The organism is Streptomyces prunicolor, assembly GCF_045162825.1.
GTDB classification, from domain to species: domain Bacteria; phylum Actinomycetota; class Actinomycetes; order Streptomycetales; family Streptomycetaceae; genus Streptomyces; species Streptomyces prunicolor.
The window spans coordinates 7579263-7597615 of the sequence record NZ_CP108676.1; the positions used below are offsets into that span (position 1 = coordinate 7579263).

An 18353-nucleotide genomic window follows, 5' to 3' on the forward strand; every position below is an offset into this window, starting at 1 on the left:
CGTGTTGAAGGGGCTCATCGGACGGCCTCCGCACGCGTGTCGAGGGAGAGATGGCCGTCGACCAGCTGAATGGTGCGGCTCGCGCACGCCTCCGCCAGCGCCATGTCGTGGGTGACCAGGACGAGGGTCTGCCCGCCGCGGTGCAGCTCCATCAGCAGCTCCCGTACGTCGTGGCCCGAGGCGGTGTCGAGCGCGCCGGTCGGTTCGTCGGCGAGCAGCAGCGCCGGCCGGTTGACCAGTGCCCGGGCGACCGCGACCCGCTGGCGCTCGCCGCCGGACAGCCGGCCCGGGTAGGCGCGGGCGTGCCTGGTCATGCCCAGCAGTTCCATGAGCTCGTCGGCGCGGGCCGCCGCCTTGCGCCGCGGGGTCCCGGCCAGCTGGGCGGGCAGCTGGATGTTGTCGGCGACGGTGAGGTCGTCGAGCAGATTGAAGAACTGGAAGACCATGCCGATCCGGTCGCGGCGGAACCGGGCCAGCGCGTGCTCGCTCAGCTGGTCGATCCGCTGCCCGGCCACGGTCACGGCGCCTTCGGTCGGCTTGTCGAGGCCGGCGACCAGGTTCAGCAGCGTGGACTTGCCGCTGCCGGAGGGACCGGTCACGGCAAGCGCCTCGCCCTGGGCGACGCTGAGGTCCAGGCGTCCCAGTGCGGGCGCACCGGCGCTGTCGTAGCGCTTCGCCACGCCCGCCAGTTCGATCACGTGAGTCATGGGTGTGGTCCGTCCTTGTGGTCGGGAAGTCGGGAAGTCGGGAAGTCGGGAGGTCGGGAGGTCGCGAGGGAGTTGTCTGTGTCGGCTCAGCGAAGGTAGGGCCGTGGTCCTGTGGGGCGCGTCGGCCGCGGCACCGACATCCGGGCCTCCCTGCGAAGGAGGTGCCTGCGGCCTCATCCCTGCGAAGTACGCCTGAGGGACGGCGATTTGGCCGCGCAGGAGGACGCGGAAGGAGGTGCGGGGACCGCACAATGAGCCGGTGGAGACGGAGGGACGGCAAGGCTGGCGTCGGCAACTGCGCGACGCGCTGCGGTCGGAGGCGGAGGACGCCCCGCGGTCGCGGCGGGCCGTGCGCGCCGATGTGGTGCTGGCGGTCCTGCTGACCGTTCTCGCGCTGGTCGTGGCGTCGCGCTATCCCGGCGACGGGCCGGTTCGGGTCAGCTCGAAGGCCGAGTCCGGGTATGCCCGCGACGGGGTGTCGGTCCCGCGCCCGCCCACGCCCCCCGTACCGGGTGCGCGGGTCGCGGAGGGCGAACCCTCCTCCCCGGCCTGGCCGTTGGTCGTCCTGTCCGCGCTGCCGCTGGCGGCCCGGCGCAGGTATCCGCTGGCCACGTTCGGGGTGGTGGTGGGCGCGGCGGTGGTCATCGGCGACGCCGCCTCCTGGATCAACGTGCTGACCTGCGTCATCGGCGCCTACAGCGCGATCATGTACAGCCGTTACCGGGCGCGGGCGACGGCCGGTCTTGTCGTCGCCGCCGTGCTGGCCGGCCTCGCGTTCCAGGACACGGATCCGGTGTTCCCGGGCTGGTCGAGCCCAGCGGTCGTGCTGCTGGTCGCCGGGGTGCTGGCCAGCACCGTCCGCTTCTGGCAGCGGCGGCTGGCGGCCAGCCGGGACCGGTACACACGGTTGCAGCAGGTCCAGGAGGAGAGCATGCGCCGGGCCGTCGAGGAGGAGCGGGCCCGGATCGCCGCCGAACTGCACGACGTCGTGACCCACAATGTGAGCGTGATGGTCATCCAGGCGGGCGCGGCACGCAAGGTGATGGACGCGGCGCCGGAGCGGTCGAAGCAGGCCCTGCTGGCGGTCGAGGCCGGAGGCCGGGCCGCGATGGCCGAACTGCGGCATGTGATGGGCCTGTTGGCCGCCCCGGACACCGGCCGCCCCGACAGCCCCGCCGACGGCCTCGAACCGCAGCCCGGCCTCGGGCAGCTCGACGCCCTGATCGAGCGGGTACGTGGAGCCGGGACGCCGGTCGGCGTCGCGATGTCGCTGCCGCCCGACCCGCTGCCGCCCGGGGTGGACCTCGCGGCCTACCGCGTCGTACAGGAGGCACTGACCAACACCATCAAGCACGCGCCCGGCGCCGACGCCTCCGTCACCGTCGGATACACCGGAGACTCACTGGAGATCGAGATCACCGACACCGGAGCCGCCCGCGACACCCCTCGGGCGGACGGCAACGGCCGCGGGCTGATCGGGCTGCGGGAACGGCTGGCGGTCTACGGCGGCGAACTCACGGCCGGTCCTATCCTCGCCGGCGGCTACCGCATCAAGGCCCGAGTCCCGTGGCGGACGGCGTGAACCGGCCGGCGCTGCGCGCCGTCATCGCCGACGACCAGGCCCTCGTACGCACCGGCTTCGGAATGATCCTCGCCGCGGACGGCATCGAGGTGACGGCCGAGGCGGCGAACGGAGCCGAGGCACTCGCCGCGGTCCGGCGCACCCGGCCCGACGTCGTGCTCATGGACATCCGGATGCCGCAGATGGACGGCATCGAAGCGACCAGACGGATCCTCGCCGACGGGCCGGACGGCACCAAGGTCATCATCCTGACCACTTACGACCTCGACCACTACGTCTACGCCGCGCTCACCGCCGGAGCCAGCGGCTTCCTGCTCAAGGACGTCAGCCCCGAGCATCTCGTCGCCGCCGTACGCCTGGTGCAGTCCGGCGACGCCCTGCTCGCGCCCGCGATCACCCGCCGCCTGATCGAACGCTTCGCCCAGCGCGAGGAGGAACGCCCGACCGGTCTCCACCGCGACCTGTCCGGCCTGACCCCACGCGAACTGGAGGTGCTCCGCCTGCTCGCGACGGGCCTGAGCAACGCCGAACTCGCGGACCGCCTGCTCCTCAGCCCGACCACGATCAAGACCCACATCGGCCGCATCCTGTCCAAGCTGGAGCTGCGCGACCGCGTCCAGGCCGTCGTCCTCGCGTACGAGACGGGACTTGTCGCCCCGGGAGGCGGGGGTTCCTGAAGGACATCTGCGATCAAGAACGCGCTGGTCAGGGTCTACCTTCTCAGCATTCGATGATGTTCACCGCCAGCCCCCCGCGCGCCGTCTCCTTGTACTTCACGCTCATGTCCGCCCCCGTCTCCTTCATCGTCTTGATGACCTTGTCGAGGGACACCTTGTGCGACCCGTCCCCCCGCATCGCCATCCGCGCCGCGGTCACCGCCTTCACCGCGGCCATGCCGTTGCGTTCGATGCAGGGGATCTGGACGAGCCCGCCGACGGGGTCGCACGTGAGGCCGAGATTGTGTTCCATGCCGATCTCGGCCGCGTTCTCGACCTGTTCCGGGGAGCCGCCGAGGACTTCCGCCAGCGCGCCCGCCGCCATCGAACACGCCGACCCGACCTCGCCCTGGCAGCCGACCTCGGCGCCGGAAATGGAGGCGTTCTCCTTGAAGAGCATGCCGATCGCGCCGGCCGAGAGCATGAAGCGGACCACGCCCTCCTCGTCGGCGCCCGGCACGAAGTTGATGTAGTAGTGCAGGACCGCCGGGATGATGCCGGCCGCGCCGTTCGTCGGGGCCGTCACCACGCGGCCGCCCGCCGCGTTCTCCTCGTTCACCGCCATCGCGTAGAGCGTGATCCACTCCATCGCGTGCGCCAACGGGTCACCCTCCGCGCGGAGTTGGCGTGCCGACATGGCCGCCCTGCGCCGGACCCGGAGGCCGCCCGGCAGGATGCCCTCCCGCGACATGCCCCGCGAGACACACGCCCGCATCACGCCCCAGATCTCCAGCAGCCCGGCCCGGATCTCCTCCTCCGTGCGCCAGGCGCGCTCGTTCTCCAGCATCAGCGCGGAGATCGACAGGCCCGTCTCCTGCGTCAGCCGCAGCAACTCGTCGCCCGTGCGGAACGGGTACTTGAGGACCGTGTCGTCCAGCTTGATCCGGTCGGCGCCCACCGCCTCCTCGTCGACGACGAAACCGCCGCCCACCGAGTAGTACGTCTTCGACAACAGCTCCTCGCCGGCCGCGTCGTACGCCCACAGCGTCATGCCGTTCGCGTGGTACGGGAGGGTTTTTCGGCGGTGCAGTTTCAGGTCGTTGTCGAAGGAGAACGGGATCTCGTGTTCCCCCAGCAGCCGGATGCGCCCGGCCTCCTTGATCTGCTCGACCCGCTCGTCCGCCTTCTCCACGTCCACCGTGCGCGGCGACTCGCCCTCCAGGCCGAGCAGCACCGCCTTGGGGGTGCCGTGCCCGTGACCGGTCGCGCCGAGGGAGCCGTAGAGCTCGGTACGGACGGAGGCGACGGAGTCCAGCAGGTCCTCGTTGCGCAGCCGGCGCGCGAACATGCGGGCCGCCCGCAGCGGGCCGACCGTGTGGGAGCTGGACGGGCCGATGCCGATCGAGAACAGGTCGAAGACCGAGATGGCCACGGTGACTCCTCAGAACGCAAGACGTGCGGGGTGGTGCAAGGGGTGGGACACCGGCGCGCACCTCCCAGTGTGCGCCGGTGTCCCCGAGGGGCTACAGCCCGGGATACAGCGGGTACTTCTCCGCCAGCGCCGTGACACGGGCCTTCAGACCCGCCACGTCGGCCTCCCCGAAGGGAGATGGCGCCTTCAGCGTTTCCGCGATGACATCCGCGACCTCGGCGAAGTCCTCGGCCGTGAAGCCGCGGGTCGCCAGCGCCGGCGTACCGATGCGCAGGCCGGACGTCACCATCGGGGGCCGCGGGTCGTTCGGGACGGCGTTGCGGTTGACCGTGATGCCGACCTCGTGGAGCCGGTCCTCGGCCTGCTGACCGTCCAACTCGGAGTTCCGCAGGTCGACCAGGACCAGGTGCACGTCCGTACCACCGGACAGCACGTCGACCCCTACGGCCTTCACGTCGTCCCGCACCAGGCGCTCGGCCAGCAGCCGCGCACCCTCCACGGTACGCCGCTGCCGCTCCTTGAAGTCCTCGCCGGCCGCGACCTTGAAGGAGACCGCCTTCGCGGCGATCACATGCTCCAGCGGACCACCCTGGAAGCCGGGGAAGACGGACGAGTTGAGCTTCTTCGCGAAGGACTGCTTGGCGAGGATGATGCCGCCGCGCGGGCCGCCCAGCGTCTTGTGGGTCGTGGACGTGACGACATCCGCGTAGGGGACGGGGTTCGGGTGCAGACCCGCGGCGACCAGGCCCGCGAAGTGCGCCATGTCGACCCACAGGAAGGCCTCGACCTCGTCCGCGATGCGGCGGAACTCGGCGAAGTCCAGCTGACGCGGGTACGCCGACCAGCCCGCGATGATGACCTTCGGGCGGTGCTCCTTGGCGAGCTTCTCCAGCTCGGCCATGTCGACCAGACCGGTCGTCGGGTCCACGTGGTACGCGACCACGTTGAACTGCTTGCCGGAGAAGTTCAGCCGCATCCCGTGGGTCAGGTGACCGCCGTGCGCCAGGTCCAGGCCGAGGATCGTGTCGCCGGGCTGGGCCAGCGCGAACAGTGCGGCCTGGTTCGCGGAGGCGCCCGAGTGCGGCTGCACATTGGCGTACTCGGCGCCGAACAGCTCCTTGACCCGGTCGATCGCGATCTGCTCGGCCACGTCGACGTACTCGCAGCCGCCGTAGTAACGACGGCCCGGGTACCCCTCCGCGTACTTGTTGGTGAGGACCGAGCCCTGCGCCTCCATGACCGCGACCGGAGCGAAGTTCTCCGAGGCGATCATCTCCAGCGTGGACTGCTGCCGGCGCAGCTCGGCGTCGACGGCCGCGGCGATGTCAGGGTCGAGCTCGTGCAGGGGCGTGTTCAGTACAGACATGTGGGTGTACGACTCCTCAGCCGGCGGAAAACGCGGTGTACTCGTCGGCGGAGAGCAGGTCGCCCGGCTCCTCCGCGACACGCACCTTGAACAGCCAACCCCCCTCGAAGGGCGCCGAGTTCACCAGCGACGGGTCGTTCACGACGTCCTCGTTGATCTCGGTGACCTCGCCGCCGACGGGCGAGTACAGGTCGGACACCGACTTGGTCGACTCCAGCTCACCGCAGGACTCGCCCGCGGTCACCGTGGAGCCGACGTCGGGGAGCTGGGCGTAGACGACATCGCCGAGCGCGTTGGCCGCGAACTCGGTGATGCCGACCGTCGAGACGCCGTCCTCGGCGACCGACAGCCACTCGTGCTCCTTGCTGTAGCGCAGCTGCTGGGGGTTGCTCATGGCCTGAATTCTCCTGTACGCGGGGGAGTGCTGATGAATGGGGGACTACGCAGGACATCGGCATGCAGGGGCGATCCGCCCCGGGTCACAGACGTGACGCTACGACGACTGTCACTTCTCGCGCTTGTAGAACGGCAGCGCCACGACCTCGTACGGCTCGTGACTGCCCCGGATGTCCACGCCGACACCGGTCGTACCCGGCGCCGAGTGCGCGGCGTCGACGTACGCCATGGCGATCGGCTTGCCCAGCGTGGGGGAGGGGGCGCCGGAGGTGACCTCACCGATCACCTGGCCGTCGGCGACGACGGGGTACCCGGCGCGCGGGACCCGGCGGCCCTCGGCGACGAGCCCGACCAGGACGCGCGGCGGCTGCGAGGCGGCGCGTTCGGCGGCGGCCTCCAGGGCGCCGCGCCCGACGAAGTCGCCCTCCTTCTCGAACTTCACGACCCGGCCGAGCCCGGCGTCGAACGGAGTGAGGGAGGTCGACAGCTCATGCCCGTACAGCGGCATCCCGGCCTCCAGACGCAGGGTGTCGCGGCACGACAGCCCGCACGGGATCAGCCCGACCGACGCCCCGGCCTCGGTCAGCGCCAGCCACAGCTTCTCCGCGTCACCGGGGGAGACGAACAGCTCGAAGCCGTCCTCGCCGGTGTAGCCGGTGCGGGCGATCAGCGCGGGGACGCCCGCGACCGTGCCGGGCAGACCGGCGTAGTACTTCAGGCCGTCGAGGTCGGCGTCGGTGAGCGACTTGAGGATGCCGGGGGACTCTGGACCCTGGACGGCGAGCAGGGCGTACGCGTCACGGTCGTCGCGGACGAGCGCGTCGAAGCCCACGGCACGCTCGACGAGTGCGTCCAGCACGACCTGGGCGTTGGAGGCGTTGGCCACCACCATGTAGGTAGAAGATGCAGCTTCCGTCTCGGCCAGCCGGTAGACGATCAGGTCGTCCAGGATGCCGCCGTCGGCCCGGCAGATCATGGTGTAGCGGGCGCGGCCGAGGCCCACGGAGGCGATGTTGCCGACGAGGGCGTAGTTGAGGAGCTGGGCGGCCTGCGGTCCGGTGACGGTGATCTCGCCCATGTGGGAGAGGTCGAAGAGGCCGGCCTTCGTGCGGACGGCGAGGTGCTCGTCGCGCTCCGAGCCGTAGCGCAGCGGCATGTCCCAGCCGGCGAAGTCGGTCATCGTCGCACCGAGCGAGCGGTGCAGCGCGTCGAGCGCGGTGCGGCGCGTCTCAGGGGTGGCGGTACTGCTCATCGGTCGGTCTCCCAAGGCATGACGGCGAGGTCGTTCCTCCCCATCTGTCATCGGGACCTGAGAGGTTCGCCATGACCGCACGCGGGACATGGGTTGCACCTTGGGTGGGACCACCGTCGCCGGCGGTCCGCTTTTCAGATGTGCCTCGCCCGCGCGGTAACGGGGCCTGAGAGATTCAAGGGAGGGACTTGCTCCTTCGGCGCCCCAGGTGACGTACGACTGGGGACTCTCCCGCGCGGATTCAAGCGGCCGGTATGCAGTTAGGCGGGCACATCATCGCACAGGCTTTGTAACAGGCCTGTGGCCGGACGCGAACGGAACCGCGAGACACCGTGCATTACCTTCTCTTTACGTTCAGTGGGGAGAACCTTTCCTGACCCCGCAGGGAGGACGATCACGGTGACAAGGACCACGGTGTACGCCACGACCTCGGCTGCAGCGCTGCCCAAGCAGCCCTCGGCCCCGGCCAGAGAGGCATGCCCGGCACGCCCGGTACCGACGGTCCGTGATCTCCGCGAGCGCGCCGGCCACAGCCCGCACGGACTCCGCTTCGGCCCCCGTGACCTGGTCGTCGTCACCGGCCTGCCCGGCAGCGGCAAGTCCACGCTGATGCGCCGCGCGGTGACGGGCGGCAACGGGATCGGCGTCGACAGCCAGGACACCCGGGACCGCTGGGACGCGCGTGTGTCCCGCATGTCCGGCCTCCTCCCGTACGCGATCTACCGCCCCCTGGTCCGCCTCGCCCACTACGCGGGCCTGCACCGCACCCTGCGTTCCGCGTCCGGAGCCGTCGTGCACGACTGCGGTACGCAGACCTGGGTGCGCGGCTGGCTGGCCCGGGCCGCCGGGCGCCGGGGCGGCACACTGCACATGGTGTTCCTCGACGTCACCCCGGACACCGCGCTCGACGGTCAGCGCGAGCGAGGCCGCGGAGTCTCGCGCTACGCGTTCCTGCGCCACCGGAGGGCCGCCGCCCGTCTGCTGCGCGTGGTGGAGCGCGGTGAACTGCCGCACGGAGTGGGCTCGGCGGTCCTCCTGGACCGGGACGCGGCGGACGTGCTGCGCCGGATCGACTTCGCCGACTGAGCCGCTAGCCTTTTCAGCCACAGCAGGGTTACAGCAGGCGGTTTGACCAGCAGGCGGTAGGTAGATGGACTTCCCGGCGGACTTCCCCGGACAGGCGTACCCCCACCCGCATCCGCACGGCGGATGGCCGGGCAACGAGCTGGAGGAGGTGCTCTCGGCGTCCCTCGGCATGCCCTCGGCCGGCGGCCGGATCGTCGAGGTGCTCGGCCGCAGCTTCGTCTGGGTCCCGCTCCCCAGCGGCGGCGGCCCGCAGAGCGGCCCGCTGGACCTGCCGACGCTGGACATCGAGGGGCAGGCGTTCGTCCCGGTCTTCAGCTCCGAGGAACAATTCCGTCAGGTCGTCGGCTCGCATCTGTCGTTCACGATCGCGCCGGCGGTGGAGTTCGCGCGCGGGCTGCCCCCGCAGGTCGGCCTCGCGGTGAACCCGGGCGGCGTGGTCGGCGTCCCGCTCCCGCCCCTCGCGGTGGCCGAGCTGTGCCGCATCGGCCGCACCGCCCTCGACGGCCCCACCAGCGGCGGCCGCGTCCGCCTCTTCGAACCCGACTGGCAGGACGACCCGGTCGACTTCCTCGCCGCCGCCTCCACCGAGTTCGCCGCGATCGGCGTGGTCGCCACGGCCCGCCGCTGCCTCGCCGCCATCGAGACGGCGGCCCCGGTCATGTTCGTAGGCGTAGAACTGACCAACTGGGACGGCGACTTGAGAGCGGCCCCGATGGAGGCCCTGGCGAGAGCGCTGGGCCAGGTCACGGTTCAGTGGCAGGTCAACCTGGTCCTCCTCGACGTAACCCAGGACCCGGTGGCGGACTGGATGAGGCAGACAGTGCGCCCCTTCTATACGCAGGGTCACTAGAAAGCGCCCCAAGGGCTACCCCCTCAGGGGCGCGGGGCTGTGCCGATTTGCGGCTCCGCCGCGTGGGCGCGACAAGCCACGACGCACCCGCACTCGCCAACGCACACCAGGCCCCAACCCACTGGGCGCTTAAGCTGGTTCCAACGCAGGGCAACTAACCAGAAGGAGCGGTACTCGTGAGCGCCAGCGACACCGCGACCGGCCAGGTCGAGCACATGCTGCGCCAGGTGACGCCCGGGCGCTACGACGCCTACGAGGCACTCCTCCGCGCCCTCGCGACCCCCCACTCCGGCCAGATCTGGATGCTCCTGTGGCACGGCCAGTCCGGCTCCCCGGACGCCCAGTACGGAAACATGCAGGTCGACAAGTACGGCTACGCCCCCTGCGTCACCTCCGCCCAGGAACTGTCGGCGAGCGGCTGGAACCGCTCGTACGAGGTGGTCGACGGCCTGGACGTGGCCCGCACCCTCTACCCCGACCACTTCGGCCTCTGGCTCAACCCGCACGCGCCCGGCGGCGGCGTCGGCATTCCCTGGCTCGACCTCCGCCGTATCGCCACCGGCCTGGAGCGCCAACCGGCAGGGCCCCTGCGCCTGTCGGAACCGGGCATCGAGATCCCCCAGTTCTACGGCCTCCTCACGCAGAACGCCCACCGCACCCCGGCGGTCCGCGCGCTGCGCCGCGCCTGGGTGCAGCCCGCGCTCGGAGCGCCGTATCTCGCGATCGGTCTGGACGTCTACGACACCAGCCCGCCCGCCGTGGACTCGGTGCGCGGCATGATGCAGCAGTCGATCGGCGCGGTCCCGGACGGGCTGCCGGTGTCGACCGTGGCGATGTCCGACGAGTACGACCCGGTCGCGCTCTGGCTGCGGGCGAACGCCCGCCCGTTCTACGACCGTGAGGCCCACGCGGCACCCGTTCAGGCGGGCGGGTACGGCTACCCACCCGTCCGTGGTGGATACTGACCCGGCGAGTCCTCTTCTCCGCTTCTCCGCAGGATTTACGTCTACGACACATTTCTTCGCGCGTAGATAGCGGCGAGATGTGCAAAATGGCGCCGATTTGGCGTTCTGTCCCAAGTGCCCTGCGTCCGGGGGGCGTTACCCCGTGTCCGTATAACGGAACCCTCCTGACCGCATCACGTTTGCGCATCCATTCACCGCCAAGTCTGGCAACAGATCACCAAAGCGTTGAAGACTCCCGCACCAGGGGCCGTGTGCCCCGATGTACGACGGACTGATCACGCCGCCACAGCGGCAAGTGTGGGCCGGCTACCGCCGGTTGAGAGGGGTCCCTGCCAGATGACGGCACCATTGCACGAGCCGACTGCGGATACGGCCCCCAGCGCGGCCGAGGAAGCGGCGGTAGTGAGCGCCGGGGCGAAGTCGGTACAGGGGCGTTCCCTGGGCCGCATCGCCTGGGAGCGCTTGAAGCGGGACAAGCTCGCTCTGACGGGCGGCATCGTCGTGCTCGTCCTCATCCTGCTCGCCCTGCTCGCGCCGGTCATCACCCACCTGCTCGGGCAGGACCCCGACGCGTACAACGAGAACCTGATCGACCCGCTGTTCGGCACCCCCAAGGGGTCGCTGGGCGGCATCAGCGGCGACCACCTGCTGGGCGTGGAACCGGTCAACGGCCGCGACATCTTCGCCCGCATCCTCTACGGCGCCCGCGTCTCGCTCCTGGTGGGCTTCCTGTCCGCCCTGGTCGCCGTCGTCCTCGGTACCATCCTGGGAATCCTGGCCGGCTTCTTCGGCGGCTGGGTCGACTCGCTCGTCAGCCGCGTGATGGACGGCCTGCTGGCCTTCCCGCAGCTGCTGTTCACGATCGCCCTGGTCTCCGTCATGCCGAACGACATGCTGGGCCTGTCCGGGTCCAACGTGCGGGTGTTCGTGATGATCCTGGTCATCGGCTTCTTCGGCTGGCCCTACATCGGTCGCGTGGTGCGCGGCCAGACGCTCTCGATGCGTGAGCGCGAGTACGTCGAGGCCGCCCGATCGCTGGGCGCCGGGCGGTTCTACATCCTGTTCAAGGAGCTGCTGCCCAACCTGGTCGCGCCGATCATCGTGTACACGACGATGATGATCCCGACCAACATCCTCACCGAGGCCGCGCTGAGCTTCCTGGGCGTGGGCGTCAAGCCGCCCACGTCGTCCTGGGGACAGATGCTGTCGAGCGCCATCGACTACTACGAGTCCGACCCCATGTACATGGTGGTCCCGGGTGTGGCGATCTTCATCACCGTCCTGGCCTTCAACCTGTTCGGAGACGGCGTGCGGGATGCGCTGGACCCGAAGGCATCCCGCTGAACATCCGTACCACTCTCATCTGTCCCGTGGCACCAGCACGGGGTCTCTCATCTAGTCCGGAGGATCCGAGATCGTGACTACCCAACGCACTCCAGGGCGGCGCAAGAAGGCATTCGCCGCCGCTGCTGCGGTCGCCGCACTGCTGACCACGGCGGCGTGCGGCGGCGGCAGCGACGACAACAACGGTTCGAAGACCGGTGCCGCCGGCTTCGACGCCGCCAACAACAAGGTCGCCCAGGCCTCCCTGGTCAAGAAGGGCGGCACGCTGAAGTTCGGCGGTGCCCAGGACGCCGACTCGTGGGACACCACGCGTGGCTACTACGGCTTCATGTGGGACTTCGCGCGCTACTACAGCCGCCAGCTGGTCACGGGCAAGACGGAGCCGGGCAAGGCCGGCGCCGAGCTCACCCCGGACCTCGCCACCGGTCTCGCCAAGGTCACCGACGGCGGCAAGACCTACACGTACACCCTGCGTGACGGCGTCACGTGGGAGGACGGCAAGGCGATCACGTCCAAGGACGTGAAGTACGGCATCGAGCGCGTGTGGGCGCAGGACGTGCTGTCCGGCGGCCCGACGTACCTCAAGGACTTCCTGGACCCCAAGGGCGAGTACAAGGGTCCCTACAAGGACACGTCCAAGGACAAGCTCGGCCTGAAGTCGATCACCACGCCGAACGACAAGACGATCGTCTTCCACCTCCCCGAGGCCAACTCGGACTTCCAGGAGGTGCTGGGTCTGGTCTCGGCCTCCCCGGTCCGCCAGGACATGGACACCAAGTCCAAGTACGGCCTGAAGCCGTTCTCCTCCGGCCCGTACAAGTTCGCGTCGTACAGCCCCGGCAAGAGCCTGACGCTGGTGCGCAACACGAACTGGAAGCAGTCCTCGGACCCGGTCCGCAAGGCGTACCCGGACAAGATCACCGTCCAGTTCTTCTCGGACGCCAACCAGCTGGACCAGCGCCTGCTCAACGGTGACCTGGACCTGGACATCAACCAGACCGGCATGTCCCCGCAGGGCCGCACCACCGCCCTGAAGGAGCACAAGGCCAACCTGGACAACCCGGTCTCGGGTTACATCCGCTACGCGACCTTCCCGCAGAGCGTGGCGCCGTTCAACAACGTCGAGTGCCGCAAGGCCGTCATCCTCGGCGCGGACCACGTCTCGCTGCAGACCGCGCGCGGTGGCCCGATCGCCGGTGGTGACATCGGCACCAACATGCTCCCGCCGTCCGTCCCGGGCGCCGAGGGCCAGAAGTACGACCCGTACAAGATCGCCGGTGCCAACAAGAACGGCAACATCGCCGAGGCCAAGGCGGCGCTGAAGGCGTGCGGCAAGCCGAACGGCTTCTCCACCACGATCGCGGTGCGCAACAACAAGCCGGTCGAGGTCGCCACGGCGCAGTCCCTGCAGGCGTCGCTGAAGAAGATCGGCATCAACGCGCAGATCGACCAGTTCGACGGTTCGCAGACCAGCGGCATCATCGGCAGCCCTTCGAACGTGAAGAAGAAGGGCTACGGCATCATCATCATGGGTTGGGGTGCCGACTTCCCGACCGTCCAGGGCTTCGGTCTGCCGCTGTGGGACAGCAAGTACATCCTGCCCAGCGGTAACAACAACTTCGCCCTGATCAACGACAAGACCATCGACGGTCTGTTCGACAAGTTCGTCACCACGCTGGACGCGTCGGGCAAGACCCAGATCTCGACCGAGATCAACCACAAGGTCATGGAGGGCGCGTACTACCTGCCCTTCACCTTCGAGAAGTTCATCAACTGGCGCAGCGACAACCTCGCGAACGTCTACACGACGGACAACTACAGCGGTACGTACGACTTCGTCAATCTCGGCCTGAAGAACCCGAAGAAGTAAACCGGCACACCCGCCGTACGGCACGAAAGGCAGGTGAAGGCCGGCGCGGCGTGGTCGCGGGCCATCGGACAATCTCCGGTGGCCCGCGGCCCCGCAGCGGGCCGTAAGCTGTGCTCGCTTATCTCATCAGGCGGCTGTTCGCCGCCGCAGTGATGCTCGTGGTCATCGTCATGGTGGTCTTCGGCATCTTCTTCCTCGTCCCCAAGTGGGCGGGCGTCGACATCGCCGCGAGCTTCGTGGGCAAGCAGGCCGACCCGGCATCCGTCGAGGCCGTACGGGAGAAGCTGGGCCTGAGCGACCCGATCTACTCCCAGGTCTGGGAGTTCTTCAAGGGCATCTTCGCCGGTCGCACCTACTCCGGCGGCGGCGACGTCACGCACTGCGCCGCGCCCTGCTTCGGCTACTCCTTCCGCAGCGAGCAGGCCGTCTGGCCGGTGCTCACCTCCGCGTTCCCGGTGACCCTGGGGCTCGCGCTCGGTGCCGCCGTGCTGTGGCTGGTCTTCGGTGTCGCGGCGGGTGTGCTCTCCGCGCTCAAGCGGGGCACCCTCTGGGACCGCGGCGCGATGGTCATCGCCCTCTCCGGTGTCTCCCTCCCCATCTACTTCACCGGCATGCTCAGCCTGGCGATCTTCACCTTCGGGCTGCACTGGCTGGACGCCCAGTACGTGCCGCTCGACCAGAGCATCGGCGGCTACTTCGGCGGCATGATCCTGCCCTGGATCACCCTCGCCTTCCTGTACGCGGCGATGTACGCCCGGATCACCCGCGCCACCATGCTGGAGATCCTCGGCGAGGACTACATCCGCACCGCCCGCGCCAAGGGCCTCACGGAGCCGGTCGTCATCGGCAAGCACGCCATGCGCTCCACGATGACCCCGCTCCTGACCATGCTCGGCATGGACCTCGGCGCCCTCATCGGCGGCGCCATCCTGACCGAGTCGACGTTCAACCTGCCCGGCCTCGGCCGACAGGTGCTCACTGCCATCAAGAACCAGGACCTGCCCATCATCCTGGGCGTCACCCTGATCACTTCTCTCGCGGTGCTTCTCGCCAACCTCGTGGTGGACATCCTGTACGCCGTGATCGACCCCCGAGTGAGGCTCTCATGACGGAACTCAGCAAGAGCGGGGCCGCCGTGGGCGAACCCACGGAGGCCTCTCCCGCCCCGACCGCCTTCCTCGAGGTGCGCGACCTCAAGGTGCACTTCCCCACGGACGACGGCCTGGTCAAGTCCGTCGACGGGCTCAGCTTCGCGCTGGAGAAGGGCAAGACCCTCGGCATCGTGGGCGAGTCCGGCTCCGGCAAGTCGGTGACCTCGCTCGGCATCATGGGCCTGCACACCGCCGGCCAGTACGGCAAGCGCAAGGCGCAGATCTCCGGCGAGATCTGGCTGGACGGCACCGAGCTGCTGACCGCCGACCCCGACCACGTGCGCAAGCTGCGCGGCCGGCAGATGGCGATGATCTTCCAGGACCCGCTCTCCGCGCTGCACCCGTACTACACGATCGGCGCGCAGATCGTGGAGGCGTACCGGATCCACCACGACGTCGACAAGAAGACCGCCAAGCGTCGCGCGGTCGAGATGCTCGACCGGGTGGGCATCCCGCAGCCGGACAAGCGCGTGGACAGCTACCCGCACGAGTTCTCCGGCGGTATGCGCCAGCGCGCGATGATCGCCATGTCGCTGGTCAACAACCCCGAGCTGCTGATCGCGGACGAGCCGACGACCGCCCTGGACGTGACCGTCCAGGCGCAGATCCTCGACCTCATCCGGGACCTGCAGAAGGAGTTCGGCTCCGCGGTCATCGTCATCACCCACGACCTGGGCGTCGTCGCCGAGCTGGCCGACGACATCCTGGTGATGTACGGCGGCCGGTGCGTCGAGCGCGGTCCGGCCGAGGACGTGTTCTACGAACCCCGACACCCCTACACTTGGGGCCTGTTGGGCTCGATGCCCCGGCTCGACCGTGAGCAGCAGGAGCGGCTGATCCCGGTCAAGGGCTCCCCGCCCTCGCTGATCAACATCCCGTCCGGCTGTGCCTTCAACCCGCGGTGCCCCTACGCCGACGTCCCGAAGGACAACGTCACCCGTACGGTCCGTCCCGAGCTGACCGAGGTCGGCAGCCGGCACTGGGCCGCCTGCCACCTGGGCGCGGAGCAGCGGGAGCGTATCTGGATCGAAGAGATTGCGCCGAAGCTGTGAGCGAGAAACCCAAGGACACAGCAGTGAGCATCCCTGTGCAGAGCGAAGGCAGCGTGGCCACCAAGGGCGGTGTCGCCCCCGGCGAGACCCTGCTGAAGGTGACCGGGCTGCAGAAGCACTTCCCGATCAAGAAGGGCCTGCTGCAACGGCAGGTCGGCGCCGTGCACGCGGTCGACGGACTCGACTTCGAGGTCAAGGCCGGCGAGACGCTGGGCGTCGTGGGCGAGTCGGGCTGCGGCAAGTCGACGATGGGCCGGCTGATCACCCGGCTGCTGGAGCCGACGGGCGGCACCGTCGAGTTCCAGGGCAAGGACATCACGCACCTCGGCGTGGGCGGCATGCGTCCGCTGCGCCGCGACATGCAGATGATCTTCCAGGACCCGTACTCGTCGCTGAACCCGCGCCACACCATCGGCACGATCGTCGGTGCTCCCTTCAAGCTCCAGGGCGTCAGCCCCGAGGGCGGTATCAAGAAGGAAGTGCAGCGGCTGCTGGAGGTGGTCGGGCTCAACCCCGAGCACTACAACCGCTATCCGCACGAGTTCTCCGGCGGTCAGCGCCAGCGCATCGGCATCGCCCGCGCGCTCGCGCTCAACCCGAAGCTGGTCGTGGCCGACGAGCCGGTCTCCGCGCTCGACGTGTCGATCCAGGCGCAGGTGGTGAACCTGCTGGACGACCTCCAGCAGGAGCTCGGCCTGACGTACGTGATCATCGCGCACGACCTCTCGGTGGTCCGGCACGTCTCGGACCGGATCGCGGTGATGTACCTCGGCAAGATCGTCGAACTCGCCGACCGCGAGCTGCTGTACAAGGCGCCGATGCACCCGTACACCAAGGCGCTGATGTCGGCGGTGCCGATCCCGGACCCGCGGCGGAAGAACGCGAAGAGCGACCGCATCCTGCTCCAGGGCGATGTGCCCTCGCCGATCTCCCCGCCCAGCGGCTGCCGTTTCCACACCCGGTGCTGGAAGGCGACCCAGATCTGCACGACGACCGAGCCGCCGCTCCTGGAGCTGGCTCCCGGTCAGCAGGTCGCCTGCCATCACCCGGAGAACTTCGCGGACCAGGCCCCGCAGGACACGGTCCTGCTGACGGCCGCGAAGGAGGCCGAGAAGCTGCTCGGCGAGACGGCGCTCCAGGAGTCGGCGGAGACGTCGGCGGCGGTGGCAGCGACGCTGTCCGCCGAGGCCACCGAGCCCTCCGACTCCGCGGAAGCGGAACCGGAAGCGGGCGCAGAGGCAGCAGCGGACGCAGAAGTAGAAGCGGACGACCAGGAGTCGACCGACAAGCAGAACTGATCACTTCGGATATCGACGCGAAGACCCCCCGCAGTAGCTGCGGGGGGTCTTCGCGTCCAGGGCGAGAGGCGGCCGGGGCTACCCCCAGACCAGCAGCCGCCACGCCACGGAAGGCCGTACCGCGATCCGCATCACCCGGTCGCTCTTCGTGCCGGTGAATCCGGTGGTGTATGCCGCCGTCGCGTTGCAGCCGGCCACCTCGATGACGGAACCGCCGGATCCGTCGGTCACCTTCGCATCGCCGGGCCCCAGGCAGATCAGCCGTACCGTGAGATACGCGTCCGCCTTCCCCAAGGGCACGTCGATCCGCTGAGTACCCTGCCCGCTCCGGGCCACCACCAACTTCCCTGCCGGAACAGGGGACTTGAGGGATTCCAGCGTCGGCAACCGCACTTCAGCGGCCGGCGAGGCGGACACTGTCCTGTCCGGCGCCGTTCGGTGCGCGGACGACCCCGTGTCGCCGCAGCCCGCCACGGATATCAACGCCGCGGAAAGTACGGCAACGCGGGCGGCGTATTGCGAGAAACGACCTGCGGCGACGGAAATCATCCCTTGCTGCTCCAGAAAGCGGGAATGTGGTACGGGAGTTTCGCGACCCCGTGCCGCGTGACCACCCACTTGCAATTCGCGCCGTAGTGTCCGTAACTCCAATTCACCGTGTCCCGGTCGGCACCGGCGTGGAGATATCCCTTCCGCCAGGACGCCGGTACCTTCCAGCTGTCCGAGTAGGAGACCGATGCCGTCATCGTGAGCGCGATGGAGGCGGTCACGGATTCCTTGGCCTTGGCGACGATGATGCCCTCCTCGCCGGAGACCGTACCGCTGATGGTGCCGGTGATCGAGGTCCCGGCGGTCAGGGTGATGCCGAGGGTGTGCCCACCTGGCGCACTGGACGGGGGCACCATCCCGATCCGCGCGGATTTCGGGGTACCGAAGTCGTACACCGAGCCCGTGCCGCAATTGTTGGGGCGATTCGTTGTGGACGTGGCGGCCTGCGCCGTGGTCGTTCCCACGGCGACCAGAGCGAGCATTGCCGCACCGACGGTCATGGTTCTCGCGTATTGCGTCAAGACACTGGTCCCTCATTGAGGAATGGGGGAGACCCGTCAACCACCCCGTGTGGTGACTCCCCCGTAAGCGTGAAGTTAGTTGATGAGTCGGACGGTGCAATAGGCAGTTTGCGATCTCCTTGCCATCACTTTGTCGGCAACCTCAAATGAACCTCAAATGAGCCTCAAATTGAATTCTGGCCGGAGTGGGCGACGTGGTGGAGCCAACTGCCCAGTAGCACATGACAAGTTGGTAAAGTCATGTACATGACGCATGGGAGTGGGGCAGAGTCCGGC

The 18353-nt window shown here is 69.0% G+C and carries 17 protein-coding genes and 1 riboswitch; of the genes, 10 read left to right on the top strand and 7 right to left on the bottom strand.

Features of this window, described 5'->3' with window-relative positions:
• Positions 1 to 14: 14 nt before the first annotated feature.
• The gene (locus tag OG588_RS34965; RefSeq protein ID WP_405950726.1) at positions 15 to 707 is read right to left on the bottom strand and encodes an ABC transporter ATP-binding protein; all 693 of its coding nucleotides are present in this window, start codon (positions 705 to 707) and stop codon (positions 15 to 17) included.
• 259 nt (positions 708 to 966) lie between these two features.
• On the opposite strand from OG588_RS34965, the gene OG588_RS34970 reads away from it, so the two are divergent.
• Together OG588_RS34970 and OG588_RS34975 are read left to right on the top strand one after the other, a co-directional pair.
• Entirely contained in the window at positions 967 to 2289 is a 1323-nt protein-coding gene (locus OG588_RS34970; protein ID WP_405950727.1) for a sensor histidine kinase, read from the top strand.
• Entirely contained in the window at positions 2274 to 2966 is a 693-nt protein-coding gene (locus OG588_RS34975; RefSeq protein ID WP_405950728.1) for a response regulator, read from the top strand. The genes OG588_RS34970 and OG588_RS34975 overlap by 16 nt, the downstream gene beginning before the upstream one ends.
• 43 nt (positions 2967 to 3009) lie before the next feature.
• Here OG588_RS34975 and OG588_RS34980 read toward each other — a convergent pair whose 3' ends face one another.
• From OG588_RS34980 to gcvT, 4 genes are all read right to left on the bottom strand, one after another.
• Positions 3010 to 4377 (bottom strand): L-serine ammonia-lyase, encoded by a 1368-nt coding sequence (locus tag OG588_RS34980; protein ID WP_405950729.1) that lies wholly within the window; start codon positions 4375 to 4377, stop codon positions 3010 to 3012.
• Positions 4378 to 4468: 91 nt separating this feature from the next.
• A complete protein-coding gene (gene glyA, locus OG588_RS34985) occupies positions 4469 to 5743 on the bottom strand; it encodes a serine hydroxymethyltransferase (protein ID WP_405950730.1) in 1275 nt (424 codons plus the stop codon).
• Between the two features lie 16 nt (positions 5744 to 5759).
• Positions 5760 to 6137 carry a glycine cleavage system protein GcvH gene (gene gcvH / locus OG588_RS34990; protein WP_019058529.1) on the bottom strand — a complete coding sequence of 126 codons (378 nt, stop codon included), beginning with the start codon at positions 6135 to 6137 and terminating at the stop codon, positions 5760 to 5762.
• A gap of 111 nt (positions 6138 to 6248) precedes the next feature.
• Entirely contained in the window at positions 6249 to 7391 is a 1143-nt protein-coding gene (gene gcvT / locus OG588_RS34995; RefSeq protein ID WP_405950731.1) for a glycine cleavage system aminomethyltransferase GcvT, read from the bottom strand.
• A 144-nt stretch (positions 7392 to 7535) separates the two neighbouring features.
• Positions 7536 to 7635, bottom strand: a riboswitch (glycine riboswitch).
• Positions 7636 to 7784: 149 nt separating this feature from the next.
• Between gcvT and OG588_RS35000 the strand changes: the two genes are divergently transcribed.
• The 8 genes from OG588_RS35000 (at position 7785) to OG588_RS35035 (ending at position 17007) form a co-directional block, all read left to right on the top strand.
• Positions 7785 to 8477: an AAA family ATPase gene (locus OG588_RS35000; protein WP_405953286.1), complete on the top strand. Its 693-nt coding sequence runs from the start codon at positions 7785 to 7787 to the stop codon at positions 8475 to 8477.
• Between the two features lie 64 nt (positions 8478 to 8541).
• A complete protein-coding gene (locus OG588_RS35005; RefSeq protein WP_405950732.1) occupies positions 8542 to 9327 on the top strand; it encodes an enhanced serine sensitivity protein SseB in 786 nt (261 codons plus the stop codon).
• A gap of 176 nt (positions 9328 to 9503) precedes the next feature.
• Complete coding sequence (locus OG588_RS35010; protein ID WP_405950733.1) at positions 9504 to 10292, top strand: enhanced serine sensitivity protein SseB C-terminal domain-containing protein; 789 nt, start codon at positions 9504 to 9506, stop codon at positions 10290 to 10292.
• A 336-nt stretch (positions 10293 to 10628) separates the two neighbouring features.
• Complete coding sequence (locus OG588_RS35015; protein WP_405950734.1) at positions 10629 to 11636, top strand: ABC transporter permease; 1008 nt, start codon at positions 10629 to 10631, stop codon at positions 11634 to 11636.
• Between the two features lie 73 nt (positions 11637 to 11709).
• Positions 11710 to 13506, top strand: a complete 1797-nt coding sequence (locus OG588_RS35020; RefSeq protein WP_405950735.1) for an ABC transporter substrate-binding protein — start codon at positions 11710 to 11712, stop codon at positions 13504 to 13506.
• Between the two features lie 110 nt (positions 13507 to 13616).
• Positions 13617 to 14615 (top strand): ABC transporter permease, encoded by a 999-nt coding sequence (locus OG588_RS35025; protein WP_405950736.1) that lies wholly within the window; start codon positions 13617 to 13619, stop codon positions 14613 to 14615.
• Positions 14612 to 15709, top strand: coding sequence for an ABC transporter ATP-binding protein (locus OG588_RS35030; protein ID WP_405950737.1), 1098 nt, complete (start codon positions 14612 to 14614; stop codon positions 15707 to 15709). The genes OG588_RS35025 and OG588_RS35030 overlap by 4 nt, the downstream gene beginning before the upstream one ends.
• A 23-nt stretch (positions 15710 to 15732) precedes the next feature.
• Entirely contained in the window at positions 15733 to 17007 is a 1275-nt protein-coding gene (locus OG588_RS35035; RefSeq protein ID WP_405950738.1) for an ABC transporter ATP-binding protein, read from the top strand.
• Positions 17008 to 17085: 78 nt separating this feature from the next.
• Here the strand turns inward: OG588_RS35035 and OG588_RS35040 are convergent, their stop codons facing one another.
• Positions 17086 to 17424 (bottom strand): hypothetical protein, encoded by a 339-nt coding sequence (locus OG588_RS35040; protein WP_405950739.1) that lies wholly within the window; start codon positions 17422 to 17424, stop codon positions 17086 to 17088.
• Between the two features lie 128 nt (positions 17425 to 17552).
• The gene (locus tag OG588_RS35045) at positions 17553 to 18056 is read right to left on the bottom strand and encodes a hypothetical protein (RefSeq protein ID WP_405950740.1); all 504 of its coding nucleotides are present in this window, start codon (positions 18054 to 18056) and stop codon (positions 17553 to 17555) included.
• Positions 18057 to 18353: the final 297 nt, after the last annotated feature.